At 60.6% G+C, this 17,359-nt stretch carries 14 protein-coding genes; 5 read left to right on the plus strand and 9 right to left on the minus strand.

Annotated features, from left to right (window positions below; all coding sequences use genetic code 11):
• Positions 1–13: 13 nt before the first annotated feature.
• Positions 14–1,588 carry a phospholipase D family protein gene (locus HFK74_RS20595; protein ID WP_180205096.1) on the minus strand — a complete coding sequence of 525 codons (1,575 nt, stop codon included), beginning with the start codon at positions 1,586–1,588 and terminating at the stop codon, positions 14–16.
• Between the two features lie 396 nt (positions 1,589–1,984).
• Between HFK74_RS20595 and HFK74_RS20600 the strand changes: the two genes are divergently transcribed.
• The gene (locus HFK74_RS20600; protein WP_180205097.1) at positions 1,985–3,778 is read left to right on the plus strand and encodes an alpha/beta fold hydrolase; all 1,794 of its coding nucleotides are present in this window, start codon (positions 1,985–1,987) and stop codon (positions 3,776–3,778) included.
• A 136-nt stretch (positions 3,779–3,914) separates the two neighbouring features.
• On the opposite strand, the gene HFK74_RS20605 is transcribed toward HFK74_RS20600, so the two are convergent.
• Both HFK74_RS20605 and HFK74_RS20610 read right to left on the minus strand, forming a co-directional pair.
• Positions 3,915–4,271, minus strand: coding sequence for a DUF6124 family protein (locus HFK74_RS20605; protein WP_180205098.1), 357 nt, complete (start codon positions 4,269–4,271; stop codon positions 3,915–3,917).
• A gap of 399 nt (positions 4,272–4,670) precedes the next feature.
• Entirely contained in the window at positions 4,671–5,132 is a 462-nt protein-coding gene (locus HFK74_RS20610; RefSeq protein WP_218953758.1) for a hypothetical protein, read from the minus strand.
• A gap of 153 nt (positions 5,133–5,285) precedes the next feature.
• Between HFK74_RS20610 and HFK74_RS20615 the strand changes: the two genes are divergently transcribed.
• The 3 genes from HFK74_RS20615 (at position 5,286) to HFK74_RS20625 (ending at position 7,044) form a co-directional block, all read left to right on the plus strand.
• On the plus strand, positions 5,286–5,687 hold the full coding sequence (locus HFK74_RS20615) for a GFA family protein (RefSeq protein WP_180205100.1): 402 nt from the start codon (positions 5,286–5,288) through the stop codon (positions 5,685–5,687).
• A gap of 224 nt (positions 5,688–5,911) precedes the next feature.
• Complete coding sequence (locus tag HFK74_RS20620) at positions 5,912–6,463, plus strand: zinc ribbon domain-containing protein (protein WP_180205101.1); 552 nt, start codon at positions 5,912–5,914, stop codon at positions 6,461–6,463.
• Positions 6,464–6,633: 170 nt separating this feature from the next.
• Positions 6,634–7,044 carry a hypothetical protein gene (locus HFK74_RS20625; RefSeq protein WP_180205102.1) on the plus strand — a complete coding sequence of 137 codons (411 nt, stop codon included), beginning with the start codon at positions 6,634–6,636 and terminating at the stop codon, positions 7,042–7,044.
• Between the two features lie 602 nt (positions 7,045–7,646).
• Here HFK74_RS20625 and HFK74_RS20630 read toward each other — a convergent pair.
• From HFK74_RS20630 to HFK74_RS20650, 5 genes are all read right to left on the minus strand, one after another.
• Positions 7,647–9,413 (minus strand): acyl-CoA dehydrogenase, encoded by a 1,767-nt coding sequence (locus HFK74_RS20630; protein WP_180205103.1) that lies wholly within the window; start codon positions 9,411–9,413, stop codon positions 7,647–7,649.
• A gap of 41 nt (positions 9,414–9,454) precedes the next feature.
• Positions 9,455–10,696 carry a thiolase family protein gene (locus HFK74_RS20635; protein WP_180205104.1) on the minus strand — a complete coding sequence of 414 codons (1,242 nt, stop codon included), beginning with the start codon at positions 10,694–10,696 and terminating at the stop codon, positions 9,455–9,457.
• A complete protein-coding gene (locus tag HFK74_RS20640; RefSeq protein WP_180205105.1) occupies positions 10,693–12,576 on the minus strand; it encodes a feruloyl-CoA synthase in 1,884 nt (627 codons plus the stop codon). Before HFK74_RS20640 ends, HFK74_RS20635 begins: the two co-directional genes overlap by 4 nt.
• Before the next feature lie 115 nt (positions 12,577–12,691).
• On the minus strand, positions 12,692–14,140 hold the full coding sequence (locus HFK74_RS20645; RefSeq protein ID WP_180205106.1) for an aldehyde dehydrogenase: 1,449 nt from the start codon (positions 14,138–14,140) through the stop codon (positions 12,692–12,694).
• Between the two features lie 96 nt (positions 14,141–14,236).
• Positions 14,237–15,067 (minus strand): p-hydroxycinnamoyl CoA hydratase/lyase, encoded by an 831-nt coding sequence (locus tag HFK74_RS20650; protein ID WP_180205107.1) that lies wholly within the window; start codon positions 15,065–15,067, stop codon positions 14,237–14,239.
• Positions 15,068–15,276: 209 nt separating this feature from the next.
• On the opposite strand from HFK74_RS20650, the gene HFK74_RS20655 reads away from it, so the two are divergent.
• Entirely contained in the window at positions 15,277–15,765 is a 489-nt protein-coding gene (locus HFK74_RS20655) for a MarR family winged helix-turn-helix transcriptional regulator (RefSeq protein WP_180205108.1), read from the plus strand.
• 45 nt (positions 15,766–15,810) lie between these two features.
• Here the strand turns inward: HFK74_RS20655 and HFK74_RS20660 are convergent, their stop codons facing one another.
• Positions 15,811–17,133, minus strand: coding sequence for an OprD family porin (locus tag HFK74_RS20660; RefSeq protein ID WP_180205109.1), 1,323 nt, complete (start codon positions 17,131–17,133; stop codon positions 15,811–15,813).
• Positions 17,134–17,359: the final 226 nt, after the last annotated feature.

Raw genomic sequence — 17,359 nt, forward strand, 5'->3', positions numbered from 1 at the left:
TGGAGATCTGGCCCTATAACATTTTCTCCAGCCCAATCGTGCTGCTGAGCCACCCATTGAAGTGTCGCCACCAACTCCCCGGCTCCTCTGTCAACGTATGCTGTTTGCCGTCATCCTCGGTGACCCAGACCAGTTGATTCTTTTCCAGCAGGACATGGTAACTGAGAGGCGGTGCCATCCCCTCCAGGGCCAGTTCACGCACCCGTGCGGCGAGTTGCGGATTGTCCACCAGCACCCCGACTTCGGTGTTCCACAACAAGGAGCGCGAGTCGAAATTGAACGAGCCGATAAACGCTTTCTGCTGGTCGAAAATCATCGCCTTGCTGTGCAGGCTGGAATCGGAGCTGTTGGAGGATCCGCTGTGAAACAGGCGCGGTCCGCTGTCGCTGTCGTCAGCGTCGCCGGACTGGCGGCGTAACTCGTACAACTGCACGCCATGCTCCAGCAAGGTTTTGCGATAGGGGGCGTAACCCCCATGCGCGGCGGGCACATCGGTGGCTTCCAGTGAGTTGGTCAGCAGGCTGATCGACACGCCAGCATCGGCACGCTCGGTCAAGTACAGCACCCCCGGTTGGCCCGGCACCATGTAGGCCGACACCATGATCAGCTCCCTGGTGACCCCGTCAAGCTCGGGGACCAACTGGGTGGTCAACAGCAGGTGCGCGGCGGGTTCGCCCTTCGACAAGACCTTGCTCGGGGCATCCCACATCGCCGTGTTCCAGGCCCAGATCAGCTCCCGCCGCCAGACATCCATACGTGGGTGAGTGGTGTAGGTCATCAACTGTTGGTAGAGGGCATGATTCTGTTTGCGCGTTTCCTCCAGGGATTCGTCCAGCCGGGTCCGGGTATTTTCCAGGTCCCTGGTGGTCGGCCTGATCGAGAGAAACTGCTCGATCGGCTTGCTCAGGGCACTGTTCCAGTACTGGTCAAAACTATGCCCCAACTGCTCTGCAACCGGGCCGACACTGAGCATGTCGATGTCGGTGAAATTTTTGTTGGGTTCGGCATCGAAATACTCGTCCCCCAGATTGCGCCCTCCGACGATGGCCACGCTGTTGTCCACTAGCCACAGTTTGTTGTGCATGCGCCGGTGTTGCCGCGACAAGTTGAACAGTCGGCCCATGGTTCGCGTCACGACGGTGCTGCGGCCCAGGTGCAGCGGATTGAACACGCGGATCTGCATTCGCGGGTGCGCAGCCAGCGTCGCGATAATCTTGTCCAGGTCATCGCTGGTGGTGTCATCCAGCAGAATCCGCACGCGGACGCCACGGTCGGCGGCGTCGAGCAGTTCGCTCACCAGGATCCGCGTACTGATGCCGTCGTGGACGATGTAATACTGCAAGTCGAGGCTGCTTTGGGCATTGCGAATCAGCTCGGCGCGGGCGGTGAAAGCCTCGGCACTGTCCGATAGCAAGCGAAAGCCTGATTGGCCCTGATGCGGGGCTGCCTGGGCCTGGATGGAACGACCGAACGCCGAATCGCTCGCAGGCAAGGCCTGACTGGGTTCGTGAGGAACATTGAGTGTCGTGCAGCCATCAAACAGCAAGGCGAGCAACAGAAGCGCAAGCAGGGGCTGTTTGATTCTCACGGAGCGTGCTCCGGGTGGTGGCGATCAGGGATGCCGGATCCCGAAGAAGGGTCAGTTGGATTCCTTGCGCACTGTTTCTTCGATCTGCGGGGTTGTGTTTGCAGCGTAGTTCATCCGCTTGCCAGCCGGGGTATTTGCCCCAGGCGCAAAAGATACTGCCGACAGCCACCGGTAAGAAAAAAACCAACTGCCAAAGCTTATGAAAATGACACCGCGACGCATTTTCGTAGCCACCACCTTTCCCGCAAGCCATCCGCTCAACTCGTCGGCGCCCGATGCCCCTTGTCATGAAATGAAAAATCGCTGTCGTGCAATGCGCGGTGGTCGCCCCCGCTGCACCCTAGAGTCGGAACAAAATAACAACCGGGCCCAGCACCCGGAAACACGAGAACCGTCATGAGCAGATCCACCCGAACGACCGAGTCCGTAACCCCCACCCCGCGTCCCCCGGCAACCGGCCGCAAACGTCGCACCCGCAAGGATGACGATCTTCCGGGCGATACCCAGCAACAAGAGCTGATCGGCACGGCTGCCAACCAGACCCTGGCGGCCAATCCGCTGGTCAGCGTGCGCGCGGCGGACCTGGCGAGTTCCGCCGGTTACCTGCTCAAGGCCGTGGGCAAGTCGCCGCTCAAGGCTGGCGCTCATGTGGGTGGCTACCTGAAGTCGCTGCGCGGCATCGTCGGCGGCAACTCCAGCATCGCGCCAGACCCGAAGGACAAACGCTTCGCCGATCCGGCCTGGCAATCCAACGCCTTCCTGCGCGCGCTGCTGCAGAGCTACCTGGCCGGTCAGAGTGAGCTGACCCGCTTCATCGAGTCCACCGACCTTGCCCCGCTGGAAAAGAGCCGGGCCCGGTTCGTCGCAGCGCTGCTGGCCGATGCCGTGGCACCGAGCAACTCGCCGCTGACCAATCCGGCGGCGCTGCGCAAGCTGGTGGACACCGGTGGCATGAGCCTGGCCAGGGGCATCCGCCAGTTCGGCGAGGATATGCTGCACAACCGTGGGCTGCCGAGACAAGTCGACAGCACGCCGTTCACGGTGGGCGAAAACATAGCCACGGCCAAGGGCCAGGTGGTGTTTCGCAACGAGATGTTCGAGCTGCTGCAGTTCGCGCCCACCACCGAAAATGTCTATGCCCGACCCTTGGTGATGTCGCCGCCGCAAATCAACAAGTACTACGCCATCGACCTGTCACCGGAGAAAAGCCTGATCAAGTGGATCCAGGACAGCGGCGTGACCCTCTTCGTCATCAGCTGGCGCAACCCCACCCGCGAGCATCGCGACTGGGGCTTGTCCGATTACGCGCTGTGCCTCGACCAAGCCGTGGACGTGGCGCGCAAGATCACCGGCAGCCCGGATGTGAACATGTGGGGCTCCTGCTCGGGCGGCATCACCATGGCGGCCTACCTCGGCTGGCTGGCGGCCCGTGGCGAAGGCCACAAGGTGGCCAACACCAGCTGGGCGGTGTGCGTACTCGACATGCCCTCGGCACTGGACGACACCACCCTGGGGCTGTTCACCACCCCGTCCGCCCTGCGCGCGGCCAAGGCCAGTTCCCGGCGCAAGGGCGTGCTAAGCGGCCAGGGCATGGCCCGCATGTTCGCCTGGATGCGCCCCAACGACCTGATCTGGAACTACTGGGTCAACAACTACCTGCTGGGCAACAAGCCGCCGGCCTTCGACATCCTGGCCTGGAACGACGACACCACGCGGCTGCCCGCCCAACTGCACGCCGACTACCTCGACCTGGTCCAGCAGAACCCCTACAGCAACCCGAACACCCTGGAGATTGCCGGCGAGTCGATCGACATGACCCAGGTGAAAGTGGGCGCCTATGTGGTGGGCGGCACCACCGACCACATCACCCCCTGGCAGGGCTGCTACGGCACCGCCCGACTGTTTGGCGAAGACGCGACCTACGTGCTGTCCAACGCCGGCCACCTGCAGAGCCTGGTGAACCCGCCGGGCAATCCCAAGTCGTTCTACTACGCCGCGCCTGCCTCTGAGGAAACCCCGCAAACCTGGCTGCAAAACGCCGGCGAGCGCCAGCAAGGCAGCTGGTGGCCGCATTGGCGCGAATGGATCGGGCAGCGCTCGGGCGAACAGCTGCCGGCGCCGAAGAAGCAAGGCTCGCGCAAATACCCCCCCCTCTGCCCCGCCCCTGGCACCTATGTCATGGAGCGTTGAGGCGGCCCCGCCCCCCCCTGTGGGAGCGAGCCTGCTCGCGATGGACGCCAACGATAACGCGGGCCATCTGAATGAACCCGTTGCCTGGACGTTTTTCGCGAGCAGGCTCGCTCCTACAGGTCCTCGGTACGATCTTTCAGCGCGGATCAATCCGATCCAGCACCCGGTTCGCGGTGATCTCCGCCAGCATGATGCTGTTGGAAATACCCAGCAACGCATGGCGATCGCCACCGTCCAGATGATCGACCAACTGATGAACCATCACATCCACCGAGGCCAGGGTTTCGACCAGGTACACCACCAGCGTTTCGGTCGTGGCTTGCGGGTTCACGGCAAACAAAGTGCTGGGTGTTCGTGGGCTGGCCTTGATATCGGCCGTCGAGGGGAAGTGATAGTCGAGGGCGCGCTCGGCGGCCTCGTTGAGCTTTTTTGAATCGGGTTCGTAGGGGGATGCGGGATCGGTGTCCGGGGGATTGGGTGTGACTTTGAACATTGGCTCTATCCTCATGCGAGTGAGGCTACAACCCATTCGCTGCTAAACGAGAGGGAGGCAGCTGTGCGCAGGTTAGCAGACCGATGAGCCAAGAAATCGGCGCGCCGAAGCGCCCTGCGCACAGCCACCATCAAGTGCAGGCATGGGATACCTGATTGATAGAGACAACGTGCGTCTTGACATCAACGGGCTGCTAAACCCGATCACTGATGGGCAGTGACGCGAATCAAGTTACCGATAGCCCCCAAGGCGCACAAGCCGGCGGATTCTGGCGTAACCGTAGGCAGCGGCGCAAGGTTTTGTGGCTTTCATCTGGTAACTGTAGGAACCTTTAAACAAGCACTCTCGGGGGATGTTTAACGGGTAGGCGCACACGTCCTGTACAGGGTTAAAACAACCCTACATTCCAAACGACAGCGCGCCGCAATACATCACGGTGGCGCACACCATCATCTGGGCGATGATGAATCCCAATGCGGCTCCCAGAAATGCAATGCCTGCGACGAGCCACGGTAAGCTTGCTGTCACGCGGTATCTCAATAGCCAGGCCGACACGCCGGTGCCAAGCAACATACCGGGCACGGAGAATACGTGCCCAAGCCCCAAGAGCCCTTCGGGGTGATTGAGGCTGAACATGATTTTCATGTAGACCAACAGAGAAGCAACCGCAGCGGCTGTCGTTCCACTCAGAAACAACGCGGGTGCCCGCAAGACCAAACCCGGTACCAGCGCCACCAAGGGCACGCCCAAGAGGTACCAGGCACCCATGAACAGTGGATCGGCACCTGTGCTGGCGTAAAAGAGAAAGGGAACGAGCAACAGGATTGAACAGGCAAGATCATCTTTAAAACCCACTGTCATTCCCTAGCCTCGCTATCCGCTTCGTGCTTGGTGATCAGCGTAGATGATAGAGCCGTTTTTACCCCGCTCATCCGAAAACCCATCAGCCCTCATTCGACACCGCGCCTGCACCCCGTTTAAATTGCCAGTCCTTCTTATCAGGCTACATAAACAATGACCGGCACGTTCCAAGGCAGCTGTCTCTGCCGCACCGTCAGGTACGAACTCAAATCTCCGCCCAAAGCACTCTCACATTGCCATTGCAGCCAATGTCGCAAAGGCCATGGGGCCGCGTTTGCCAGCTACGCAAGCGTGCCCCGCGCTGATTTGCATCTGATCGAAGGTGCAGGGCAGATCACGGCCTACCGCTCTTCCGAGTCGGTGCTGCGTCAGTTTTGCAGCCAGTGCGGTTCGTCGTTGTTCTGGTCAAAAAGCCAAGGGCAATACGCCGACTGGATCTCCATTGCGCTGGGCAACCTGGACACGCCCTTCACGCCCGGAAAACAGCGGCATATCGAAGTGGCGTCCAAGGCGCCCTGGTATGAAATTCAGGATCGGTGGCCGCAGGCTAAATGACTGAGTTGGGTCGTTTGCTGCCCTTCGTGACAGGCAGAAAACGGCCAAAAGCAGTCGGTGGACAAACTATGGCAAATAGGTGGTGTCCTGCTACCTTTACCGCAGTCGGGCTTGCCGTCACCCCAAGTCGCGTTCCCCCTCGATAGATGGGTCAAGGACTTACAGGACGACAAGGAATGTTGTACGACACGCCATCGTGACAAGAAACGCGACATGGAGAGTAAATGGAAGGCCTGAATAGCACGCACTGCTCAAAGTGTGGCGAAGCTGTAATGCCAAAGGCTGCTTTTTGCCAAGCCTGTGGAGATCGACTGCCAAGCAGCATCTCCTCCGCTTTTATAGCTTCGGAGGCCGCCATTCAGCCTGGAGATCCAGCCGCGCCTGTACTGGAGTTCCGAAAGTTACGCGTTATGAACTGGGCCATCGTCGCGCTAATCTCAGTTGGCGCGGCGCTGATGCTCTTTAAATCACAGTCCTTTACGGGCGTATTGATTGTTGCAGCATTAATGGCCTTCATAATTGGCTCATTCCTGTTAACGGCCGTAGTGCTATCCAGAGAAACCATCTTCTTTGCCGGTATTCCAGTGGCCGCACAACGAAGGAAACTTAAGAAAATCGCTGTCGCGTGCAATGTCACCTTGGGCGTGTTTGGCACGCTGGGCCTAATCACGGGCATGGTTACCGGACAAATCGCGCCATTGGTGTCATCGCTTTTTTATGTAATTCCGCCAGTTTTAAACGTCCGAGCTCTGCGGGCTCTGGTCTTGCCCGGCTAAGCCCTGAACCAAAGTACCCGCAGTCGTTACACGGCACTTAAACCATCGTTGCGCCGGACTGCCCCATCGCTCAACAGCATAGCAAACGGTTCCAATCGTTCGCTTCACTCACTCGGGAAGGGCTAAAGCCCGCCCCTTAACCTGAACGTTATGAGTAAAAAGATATCAGCATGCAAAAAATAGCTTTCGCAATTTTTATGACATCTATTTGCAGCAATGCTCTTGGAGATATGAGTTGCCATTTTGATCGTTTTCATCAGGCTAATCATGTTGCACAGGATATGACAGGGTATGCTTCCACCGATCAGAGCATGGAAATAATAGGTCTTAAAACATCAGAAGCCACGTTAAAACTCGACGGATCAAAAAGGGCAACAAACAGTACTAACTGGTTTATGCTTGAGCGTAAGGGCTGGGAAACCTATACAACCACTTACGCAGGCGATTTTGGTGAGTTGCTCGTAATTGGCCATCAACTGGGTGAGAATATCAAAGGTCTTAAAGGATGGTATAGAGTTTCATTGATCAGTTCTAATATCGATACTACCCACACATTTCTTGGCAAATGTTTAATCAAGTGACACATAACAAGTTATTCGAGCCGACTCCTAATGATGCGGCTGAATTCCAACGTTAGGCGGCGAAGCAGGTATATGGGAACTCTTGTTACGCCTCCCCTGGATCGGCTTGATCATCTAACCTGAACGTTATGAATGTCTGCAAAGGGTCGGTCGCTGCCCTTTACGAGGGGCAGCTATTTGCGATTGCTGCCCTTCATGACGGGCAGCTGTCGATCGACAGTTACGTAGTTGCCCTACGCTTCTAACCAGCAGGTGGGGTTTTGCCAATCCTTTCAGTAACCTCCTTGAATCTCTTGAATCCAGGACCCGCTGCTTGTAGTTTTGGGCCAAAATCTTCCATGCAGACATTGAAGACTGAAACCGCAAGTTGCTCACTACCGTGAGAATGGGAAATGAGGCGCCGGTGTTCTTGATCGTAAGGGGCTTGAGCCGTAGAGCCGCCATTTTCACCAGTATTCGCGATCAGAATGGCTGATACATGTGATAACGCAGGGCTGCGGCCATCCCGTCAAACGTATTCACGGCCTTGTTCAATGCAGATACCACATACATGCGGCTTTCATCCCTGAGGTTTGCCGCGAGGGCTAGGTTGTTCCTGGCGCCTACAGATGCTCACTCAGAAACGGCAGGGGTGCCTTGGCCGCACGAATGGTGGCGATCCGATGATCCGCTTCCGGCAGCAGGTAGGCAAAGAAAAAGCTCGCGGTTTGCAGCTTGCTGACGCGCAGAGGGTCGCTGTCGGTTAACGACAGGGAAACACGCGCCGCTCGGGTCCAGGCAAACGCCAGGAGGGCCACGCCACACAGGCGCAGAAAGTCGCCTGCAGCCCGATAGGGATATTCGCCGTCCTCGACTGCCTTATCACGTATCTCCAGGTGCAAATCCTCGAGTTTATTGCACAACAACGCCAGCTCCGCGCCAAAACTGGCGCAGCCTGCTGTTTCGCCGGCCTGACCGGCTTCTTCGCGCATCACTGCCAACAACTGAGCGAAGGCGCGGCCGTCATCGCCCAGCACTTTGCGCAGCAGCAGGTCATTGGCCTGGATTTCGTTACTGCCCTCATAAATCATCGCGATTCGGCTGTCGCGCAGGGTCTGCTCAATGGCGAACTCGGCGACATAGCCGTAGCCACCGAAGACCTGCAAGGCATTGCTGGCCAGGCGAAAACCTTGTTCCGTGAAAAAAGCCTTGATCACAGGCGTCAAAAGCTCCGCCAGTTGCGAGGCACTCTGCCGAGTGACCAGGTCCGGGGCATGCTCGGCCTGATCGAGCAAATGCGCAGCCCAATAACCGACGGCGCGCATGCCTTCGGTGCAAGCCTGCAGCTCCAGCAAAACCCGACGCATGGCCGGATGATAATGAATCGGGTCAACCCCTTCGCCGGCAACGCCGACAGGGCGTTTGGGCGCACGCATTTGCCTGCGCTCCAACGCGTACGCATAGGCGTTCTGCCACGCAGCCTCGGCATGCCCGAGCCCCTGGAGGCCGACATGCAGTCGCGCCGAGTTCATCATCACGAACATCGCGGTCAAACCACGATTCGCCTCGCCTATCAGCCAACCCTGGGCGCCATCGAAGACCAGCGAGCACGTGGCACTGCCCTTGATGCCCATCTTGTCTTCGATACCGTCGCAACGCAGCGCATTGGCTCGGCCGTCATCCAGGCGCTTGGGCACCAGAAACAGCGAAATACCACGACTACCGGCGGGCGCCCCGGGCACGCGCGCCAGCACCAGATGGAGGATATTTTCGGTCAGGTCATGCTCGCCTCCGGAAATGAACAGCTTGCTGCCGCTCAGCGAATAACTGCCGTCGCCCAGCGCCTCAGCGCGGCAGCGCAGCAGGCCGACGTCGCTGCCGGCCTGGGGTTCGGTCAGGCACATGGTGGGCAGCGCCTCGCCACTGACGATCGGTGGCAGATAACGCTCCTTGATCCACTGCGGCGCGTGGGTCTTGAGACACAGGTAGGCGCCATGGGCAATTCCGGTGTACATGGCCCAGGCGTGGTTGCTGGCGTAGAGCATTTCCTGCAAGGCGGCATCGAGCAGTTGCGGCAGTCCCTGGCCACCGAAGGTTTCTTCACAGGCCAATGCCGGCCAACCACCTTCGGCGAATGCCTGGTAAGCCTGGACAAAACCGTCCGGCGTCCTGACCCGGCCATTGTCGAAGCGGCACCCCTGGCGATCGCCACTGCTGTTGAGCGGCGCCAATACATCCGCGCTGAAACGCCCGGCCTCGCCCAGCACCTGGAGTGCCAACGGAACGTCGAGGGCCTCGAATGCTGGCATTTGGCTCCATGCCTGGGGCGCCTGCAGCCAGTGTTCCAGAATGAAATGCATGTCGCGCAACGGCGCCTGGTAGTGCCACATGGCAAACCTCCAGTGGGCAAAAAGAAAAAAAACGCTAGGGTTCAGCCGCGAAAATCCGGGTTTTCAATCAGCACGGCCATGCCCTGCCCGCCACCGACACAGGCAGCGGCGATCCCGTACCGTAGATGCTGCTCGCGCAATTGCCGCGCCAGGGTCATCACCAAACGCAGGCCGGTGGCGGCCAATGGATGCCCCAATGCGATCGAACCACCCCGGCGGTTGAGCCGTTGGCTATCCAGCTCCAGCTCACGGGCCACCGCCAGCACCTGTGCGCCTTGAGCCTCGTTGACTTCAAACAGCGCGATATCGTCCTGGACCAACCCACTGCGTTCCAGTAACAAGCGGATCGCCGGAACCGGGCCGATCCCCATGAACTCCGGCGCCACACCAACCACCGCTGTGGCCAACAGGTGCGCCAGGACCGGACGCGTACTCATCGAGGCTTGGCCGACCAGTGCGGCCGCTGCGCCGTCAACCACCGCACAGCTGTTGCCGGCGGTTTGTACACCCTCGGCGTGAATCGCCTGCAGCCTGGCCAGCGCGGGTAAGTCGGTGGCCCGAGGATGGCTGTCCTGGGTGACCTCGTTGCATCGACGCGGCAGGGTAATACCCCGGGACTGATAGCCTTGCAGTTCAAACACCTCATTACCCACCGGGACGATTTCATCGCTGAACCAGCCGCAGGTCTGCGCGTGCAGCGCTAGCTGGTGACTGTCGAGGGCATAGCGATCCACCGCCTCGCGGCTCAGGCCGTGACACCTGGCGAGGTTTTCCGCCGTGGCGATCATGTCCAGGCCCGGCGCCGGGTCGTACAGCGCTTCCCACAGGAAATCCTTGAAATCCACCGGCGCCCCGAGGCGAAATCCGCCCCGATGGGTGTAGGCGGCAATCGGGTTGCGCGACATGGATTCGGCGCCCACGCACAACGCCAGTTGCGCGCCCCCTTGAAGCTGCTCGCCGGCCTGGCGCAACAGCTCGAAGCCGGTCGCGCAAATACGCTGCACCGCCAAGGCCGGCACCTGTTGCGGCACACCGCTGTAGAGACCGATATGGCGTGGCAGCATGTAGGCGTCGAAGCTGGCCTGGGCCATGGAGCCAGCCAGCACCGTATCCACTGCCCGCGGATCTAGCCCGGCACGGGCCACCACTTCGCGACCGACCTTGATGCCCAGGTCGATGGGCGATACCTGGGCCAGCGCGCCGCCGACGTCGACCCAGGGCGTGCGCACCGCTTCAAGAATCGCCACATCGCTGAAGGACGAATATTGTCCCGCGCCACTCACGACCGTGGCCCCGCGCGCAGGATCGACGGCTCTTCTCCGCGATACAGCGCCTCGACCTGGGCCGCACGCCATTGCAGGACCGCGCGCTGGTTGATCGAACCTTTGTCGGTGATTTCACCGCGATCGATGGACGCGGGCTCGTCGAGCAACGCGATCCACTCCAGGCGACTGGCGTTGCCGCTGGCGTCGCGATTGAGCCGCTGCAACCAGTCGGCGAACCACTGGCGCACCGGCGCGCTGGCCAGCACCTGGGCATCGCTGGCACTGGCATCGAGCCCCGCCAGGCGGCGGCATTCGTACAACCGCGGGAACACCAGCGCGCCCAGGCACTCACGATCCGGCGCGGTCACGACCAGGTCCTGGACGTAGGGCGAGCCCTCCAGGACCGCACGATTGCGCAGCGGGCCGACACTGACGAACACTCCGGAAGACAGCTTGAAGTCCTCGGCGATGCGCCCATCGAACATCAGCCCCAGTTGCGCGTCATCCGGGTCGGCAAGCTTGAGCGCATCACCGGAACAGTAATAGCCCTGGTCGTCGAATACCTCGGCGGTCTGCTGCGGTGAGCGCCAGTAACCGGGCATGATGTGCGGCCCACGAAAGCGCCCCTCCAGCTTGCCGTCTTTAGGTACCAACCTGACCTCGCAACCCGGTGCCGGCAGGCCGATGTAACCGGCCATTGACAAGGGCCCGGTGGTAAAGGTGCAGGATGGCGCAGCCTCGGTCATGCCCAGCCCAGCCATCATGCGGATACGTTCGCCACAGTGTTGTTCGGCGACCCGGTCCAGGCGATCCCAGACGCTTTGCGACAGCCCGGCAGCGGCGAAGAAAAACAGGCTGACGCGCTTGAAAAAGCACTCTCGCAGCTCTGCGTCCTGTTCCAGGGCCGAGACCAGTTCTTCCCAGCCCTTGGGCACGGTCAGGTAGGCGGTGGGAGATATCTCCTTGAGGTTGTGCAGGGTCTGGGCAAACCCCTGGGCGGTTGGTTTGCCGTCGTCCAGGTAAAAACTGCCGCCGTTGTACAGCACGATGCCCAGGTTGTGGCTGCCGCCGAACGTGTGGTTCCACGGCAACCAGTCCACCAGCACCGGGGGTTCCTGGCCGAACACCGGAAACGTCTGCAACAACATCTGCTGGTTGGCGCAGAGCATGCGCTGGGTGGTGATCACTGCCTTGGGCAGCCGGGTCGAGCCGGAGGTGAACAGAAACTTGGCGATGCTGTCCGGGCCGGTCGCGGCAAAAGCGGCTTCGGCCTCGGCGCCGCCGGATTGCTCGAGCAGGCTGGCAAAGCTCGCCTGGCGACGACCCGCGACCTGACCACGGACGCTGATCAATGGCGTATCGGCCGGTAGTACGGCGTCGATGGCGCGCTGGTACGCCGCGGCATCACTGACGAACACCAGGCCCGGTTGCAGCAGGTCGCACACGTGGCGCAGCTTGGAGAAATCCTGGGACAACAGCGAATAGGCCGGCGACACCGGGCAATAGGGAATGCCGGCGTACAGGGCGCCAAAGGCGACCTGCAAATGCTCGATGTCATTGCCCGAGAGCAGCACCAGGGGCTTGTCGGCCGACAGGCCATAACCCAGCAGGTTTTGCGCGATTGCGCGGACACTGTCGAGCATTTGCGCGTAACTCACCCGACGCCATTGCCCGTCATCCTGGCGGGCGGCGATAAAGGTCTGTTCGGGACGCACCCGGGCCCAATGCACGAGGCGGTCGAGCAAGCGCACGGGCATCTCGGCCAAGGCTTCCAGGGAGCGCATGTGCAGTTCGCCCTGCTGCTCGGTCACCTCGACAGCCGCGTTACCGATGGACACGGGGCGATAGCGCGGTGCGCTGGCCTGGGCGTGGGCTTGTAGACTGAATTCGGAACTCAAGTGCTTGTACTCCGTCGAGGCACGCTGAACCCGAGCCACCCGCAGGTGAATCAGCGATAGCGTGGCAGCCGTTGGCTGCAGCCTTGTTATTGTTATTTGCGCCTTGCCCGCCTGTTCAGATCGGGTAGTGCCGCGGTCCGTTCTGCAAGGTGACCCAACGCAACTGAGTGAAATGTTCGATGGATGCCTTGCCACCGAAACTTCCGTAGCCGCTGGACTTGACCCCGCCAAAGGGCATCTGTGCCTCGTCGTGCACGGTCGGGCCGTTGATGTGGCAGATGCCTGACTCGACCCGTTGGGCCAGGGCCAGGGCACGCCCGGTATCGCGACTGAAAATCGCCGCCGACAAACCGAACTCGGAGTCGTTGGCCAGTTGCAGCAGCGCCTCATCCCCCTCCCCGCGCAGCAACACCGCCACCGGCCCGAAGGACTCCTCGCGGTACAGGCGCATGCTCGCGTCGACGCCGTCGAGCAGGGTCGGCTGCAAGATGCTGCCGTCCAGTTGCCCGCCGACCACCAGCCGCGCGCCCTTGGCCAAGGCATCGTCGATCAGGCCCTTGATGCGCGAGCCGGCGCTGGCGTCCACCAGCGAACCAAGCACCGAGCCCTCAGCTGCGGGGTCACCGGCGCGCAGGGTGGCGACCTTGGCCGCCAACTTGTCGACAAAGGCATCGGCCACCTTGACATCGACGATCAGGCGCTCAGTGGACATGCAGATCTGCCCCTGATTGAAATAGGCGCCAAAGGCGGCCGCCTCTACCGCGGCATCCAGGTCGGCATCGTCGAGCACCAGCAAGGGCGCCTTGCCGCCCAGTTCCAGCAAGGCCGGCTTGAGGTGGCGCGCCGAGAGTTCGCCGACGATGCGCCCGACATGGGTCGAGCCGGTGAAATTGACCCGGCGCACCGCCGGGTTGGCGATCAGCCGCTCGACAATCGCCGCGGCATCCGCTGGCGCATTGCTGATGACATTGACCACGCCATCGCCCAGGCCTGCATCCTGCAAGACCTGACCGATCAGGCGGTGCACCGCAGGACTGAGCTCGGAGGCCTTGAGCACCACGGTGTTGCCGCAGGCCAATGGCATGGCGATAGCGCGGGTGGCGAGAATCACCGGGGCGTTCCAGGGCGCGATGCCCAACACCACGCCACAGGGTTGGCGCAGGGCCATGGCGAAACTGCCAGGCACATCCGAGGGAATGACTTCGCCATTGATCTGCGTGGTCATCGACGCCGCTTCCCGCAGCATGTTGGAGGCCAGCCGCACGTTAAACCCATACCAGTTGTCCATGGCGCCGGTTTCACCGGCCGCCGCGATGAACTCGGCACTGCGCGCCTGCAATTGCTCGGCCGCCTTGAACAACCGGGTGCGGCGTTCATTGGGGGCCAGGGCAGCCCAGGCGGGAAACGCCTTCTGCGCAGCGGCCACCGCGGCGTCGGCATCTTCCAGGGTGGCGGCGGCAACCCGCGACACCAACTCGCCGGTCACCGGGTTACGGCGTTCGAAGGTTCGACTGTCGCGGGCGGGGCACGACTGGCCGCCAATCAGCAAGGGCACGTCCAGCATGGTGATTCCTCTTTATAGTCTTTGTCGGGAATACATTAAGAACGATGTAACCGTAGTACCGGGGCGCAACTGCGCCCGGCTACTGACCGCAGCACCTCAGCGTTTGTACGCTTGCAGGCCCGGCTTGATGCTCTTGTCGTCGAGGAATTGTTTCATGCCCTGCTCACGGCCGCCTTCGGTGTCGAGCAGGCGCGACTGATCGAGCTTGGCGTAGAGGTAATCCTCGTTCTGCTCCCAGGTCAGTTCACGGCAACGTTTGAAACCATGCTTGGCCGCACGCAGCACCACCGGATTTTTCTCCAGCAGGTTACGCGCCAGCCCCACAGTGACTTCACGCAGTTGCGCCAGGGGTACGCTTTCATTTACCAGGCCCATCTCGGCGGCTTTCTGCCCGCCAAAGGTCTTGCCGGTCATGATGTAGTACAGCGACTGGCGATGACCCACGGTGTCGGCCATGGCCTTGCTCACCAGGTTGCCCGGCGGGATGCCCCAGTTGATCTCCGAAAGGCCGAAGGTCGCCTCGTCGGCGCAGATCGCCAGGTCGCAGGCCACCAGGGGGCTGAAGCCGCCGCCGAAGCACCAGCCGTTGACCATGGCAATGGTCGGCTTGGCGTACATGCGCAACAGTTTCCATTGCCATTGCGAGGCTTCGCGGCGGATTTTTTCCTGAAGGATCTCCGGGCCGGCGTCCACTTCGCGGAAATACTCCTTGAGATCCATGCCCGCCGTCCAGGCTTCGCCCGCACCGGTCAGCACCAGGACACCGGCGTCCGGGTCCTGCTCGAGGGTTTCCAGGACATCGATCATCTCGCGGTTCAGGGTCGGGCTCATGGCGTTGCGTTTTTCCGGGCGGTTGAGGATGACCCACGCGATGCCTTCCTCAATTTCCACTTTGACCGTTGTCCAGCGACCTTCGTAATTGCTCATGACGATGCTCTCTTGTTCTTGGTGTGAAGATGACTGGAAATTAAACCGGTAAATTAGTTATGTCAATTAACCATTAATAAAATTAACCATTTTCCCTTTGCGCAGAGCCCTATCGGCCGAATGCCAGCGATATTGGCCGTAGCAATCACCGGTCAACGTCGGCAAAATAGATAGCCTTGTTAACCCAAAATCCCCAGGACTCACCTGCAATGGCCAAGCCCTCCCCCCTCGCCGAGACGATCGAGGCAGCGTCGACCAGCGCCGAGATGCAGGCACCACTCGATTCGGCGTTGAACGACCTGATCGGCTACGCCATGCGCCGTGCACAACTCAAATTGTTCCAGAACCTGATCAGCCGCCTCTCGGCCCACGATCTGCGACCCGCGCAGTTCTCGGCCCTGGCGATCATCAACCAGAACCCCGGCCTGATGCAGGCCGATCTGGCCCGGGCACTGACCATCGAGCCGCCCCAGGTGGTGCCGCTGCTCAATAAACTGGAAAGCCGTGCGCTGGCGGTGCGCGTGCGCTGCAAACCGGACAAGCGCTCTTATGGGATCTTCCTCAGCAAGACCGGCGAGACCCTGCTCAAGGAGCTGAACCAGATCGCCGCGCAAAGCGACCTGGACGCCACCTCGGCACTGGACGATCAGGAACGCGAAGAGCTGCTGCGCCTGCTGAAGAAGATTTATCAGGAGTGACGGCACGCCCCGAAAGGAGCGTGCCGGTGAAAAGCCTGTAGGCGGTTACCAGATCGGCAAGGTGTAGGTCACTAGGAAGCGGGTCTGGTTTTCATCGCGAAATGCCGCGCCGCTCGGGAAATCGTTGCGGTAGATCGCCTTGCGCGCCACCAGTGCGACGTTTTTCAGCGGACCGCTCTGCACCAGGTAACCCAGCTCCATCTGGAACTCGCGCTCCTTGCGGTCCTCGGCGTTGAAGGCTGCCAGTTCGATATTGTCACCACGCAGATAACGCAACCGGCCCCTCAGCCCGGGTACTCCGGACGCCACGAAGTCATAGTCATAGATGGCCTGCCACGTGCGCTCCTTGGCATTGAGGAAGTCCGACGCCATGGTCAGCTCACTCATGCCCATCAACTCTGTCCCGGAGATGTAGGGCGTCGCCGAGTCGCCACTGGAATGCATGTAACCGATGCCCAGCTTGTGTCCGCCGTATCGGTAGCTGAACAGCCCCGAGATGTTGCGATTGTCCACTTCACCGCCCTTGGCGCTGCCATCCTCGCGACTGAAAAAACTGCGCAGGTCGCTGGTCAATGTCCCTCCGCCCAGGGGCAGGTCATGCAGCAAGGCAAAGGTGTCCTGTTGGTACAAGTCGGCCACTTCTGCGTGGTAGGCCCGCAGGCTCAGCGTCTTGCTGACCTGATAATCGCCTCCCACATAGGCCATGTGCGAGGTCGTGGCAGTGGCGTTGAAACGCCGGTTGGGCGACGCGATGGTCATCGCCTCGTAGTTGGTGGAATTGCGCTTGTCGATACGATCGATATAGCCGGTGTTCAGCGTCAGGCCATCGAAGTCCCTGGAGCTCAGGGTGGTGCCGCGAAAGGTTTGTGGCAGCAGTCTCGAGGGGCTGGCAAAGGCAAACGGCAGGAAGATCGACACGTCCCCGGACTTCACCGTGGTCTGGGCAAACCGCAGCTTGGCGGTCGGGGCCAGGCGCGAGTACTCATCCGCCGCTCGATTGTCGCTGGCCGACACCGGCAACAACTCGGTACCGCTGCGATCCGGCGCGGAGTCGAGCTTGACCCCCATCAGCCCGCGAACGTCCAGCCCAAAACCCAGCGGCCCCGGGGTGAACCCCGACTCCATATTCATGATGAAACCCTGAGCCCATTCCTGGGCGGCGGACTTGGCGCCATCGTCCTTGTACTGGCGGTCCAGGTAGTAATTACGCAGGGTCAAGGTGCCATGGCTGTCTTCGATGAAGCCCCCGGCGCGAAGCTGGGTGGGTAGAACGCTCAAGCCGAGCAGCGCCAGGACCAACCCTCGGTTGATACCGGGCACACAGGTGGCTGATGCCGTCGCAACGTCGTGCGTGGGGAGATTTGGCATATTCGATTTCCATTTTTTATTGTTGTTTGTGCCGCCGGCAGAGCCCAGTGCAGCCGGCTTCGCGGACAGAGAATGGAAACGACCAATGACCGCTGTCAATGGAGAATGAGCGATAATCGAACATTAATATTGTTATCTATTTTTAAGATGGTTGCGCGATAAAGATCTTAGTACATGATTTATATGACTTATTTATTGTTTTTTGCGATTCTCATTGGGCAGTTCA

The sequence above is a fragment of the Pseudomonas sp. SbOxS1 genome, assembly GCF_013416725.1.
Classification (GTDB): domain Bacteria; phylum Pseudomonadota; class Gammaproteobacteria; order Pseudomonadales; family Pseudomonadaceae; genus Aquipseudomonas.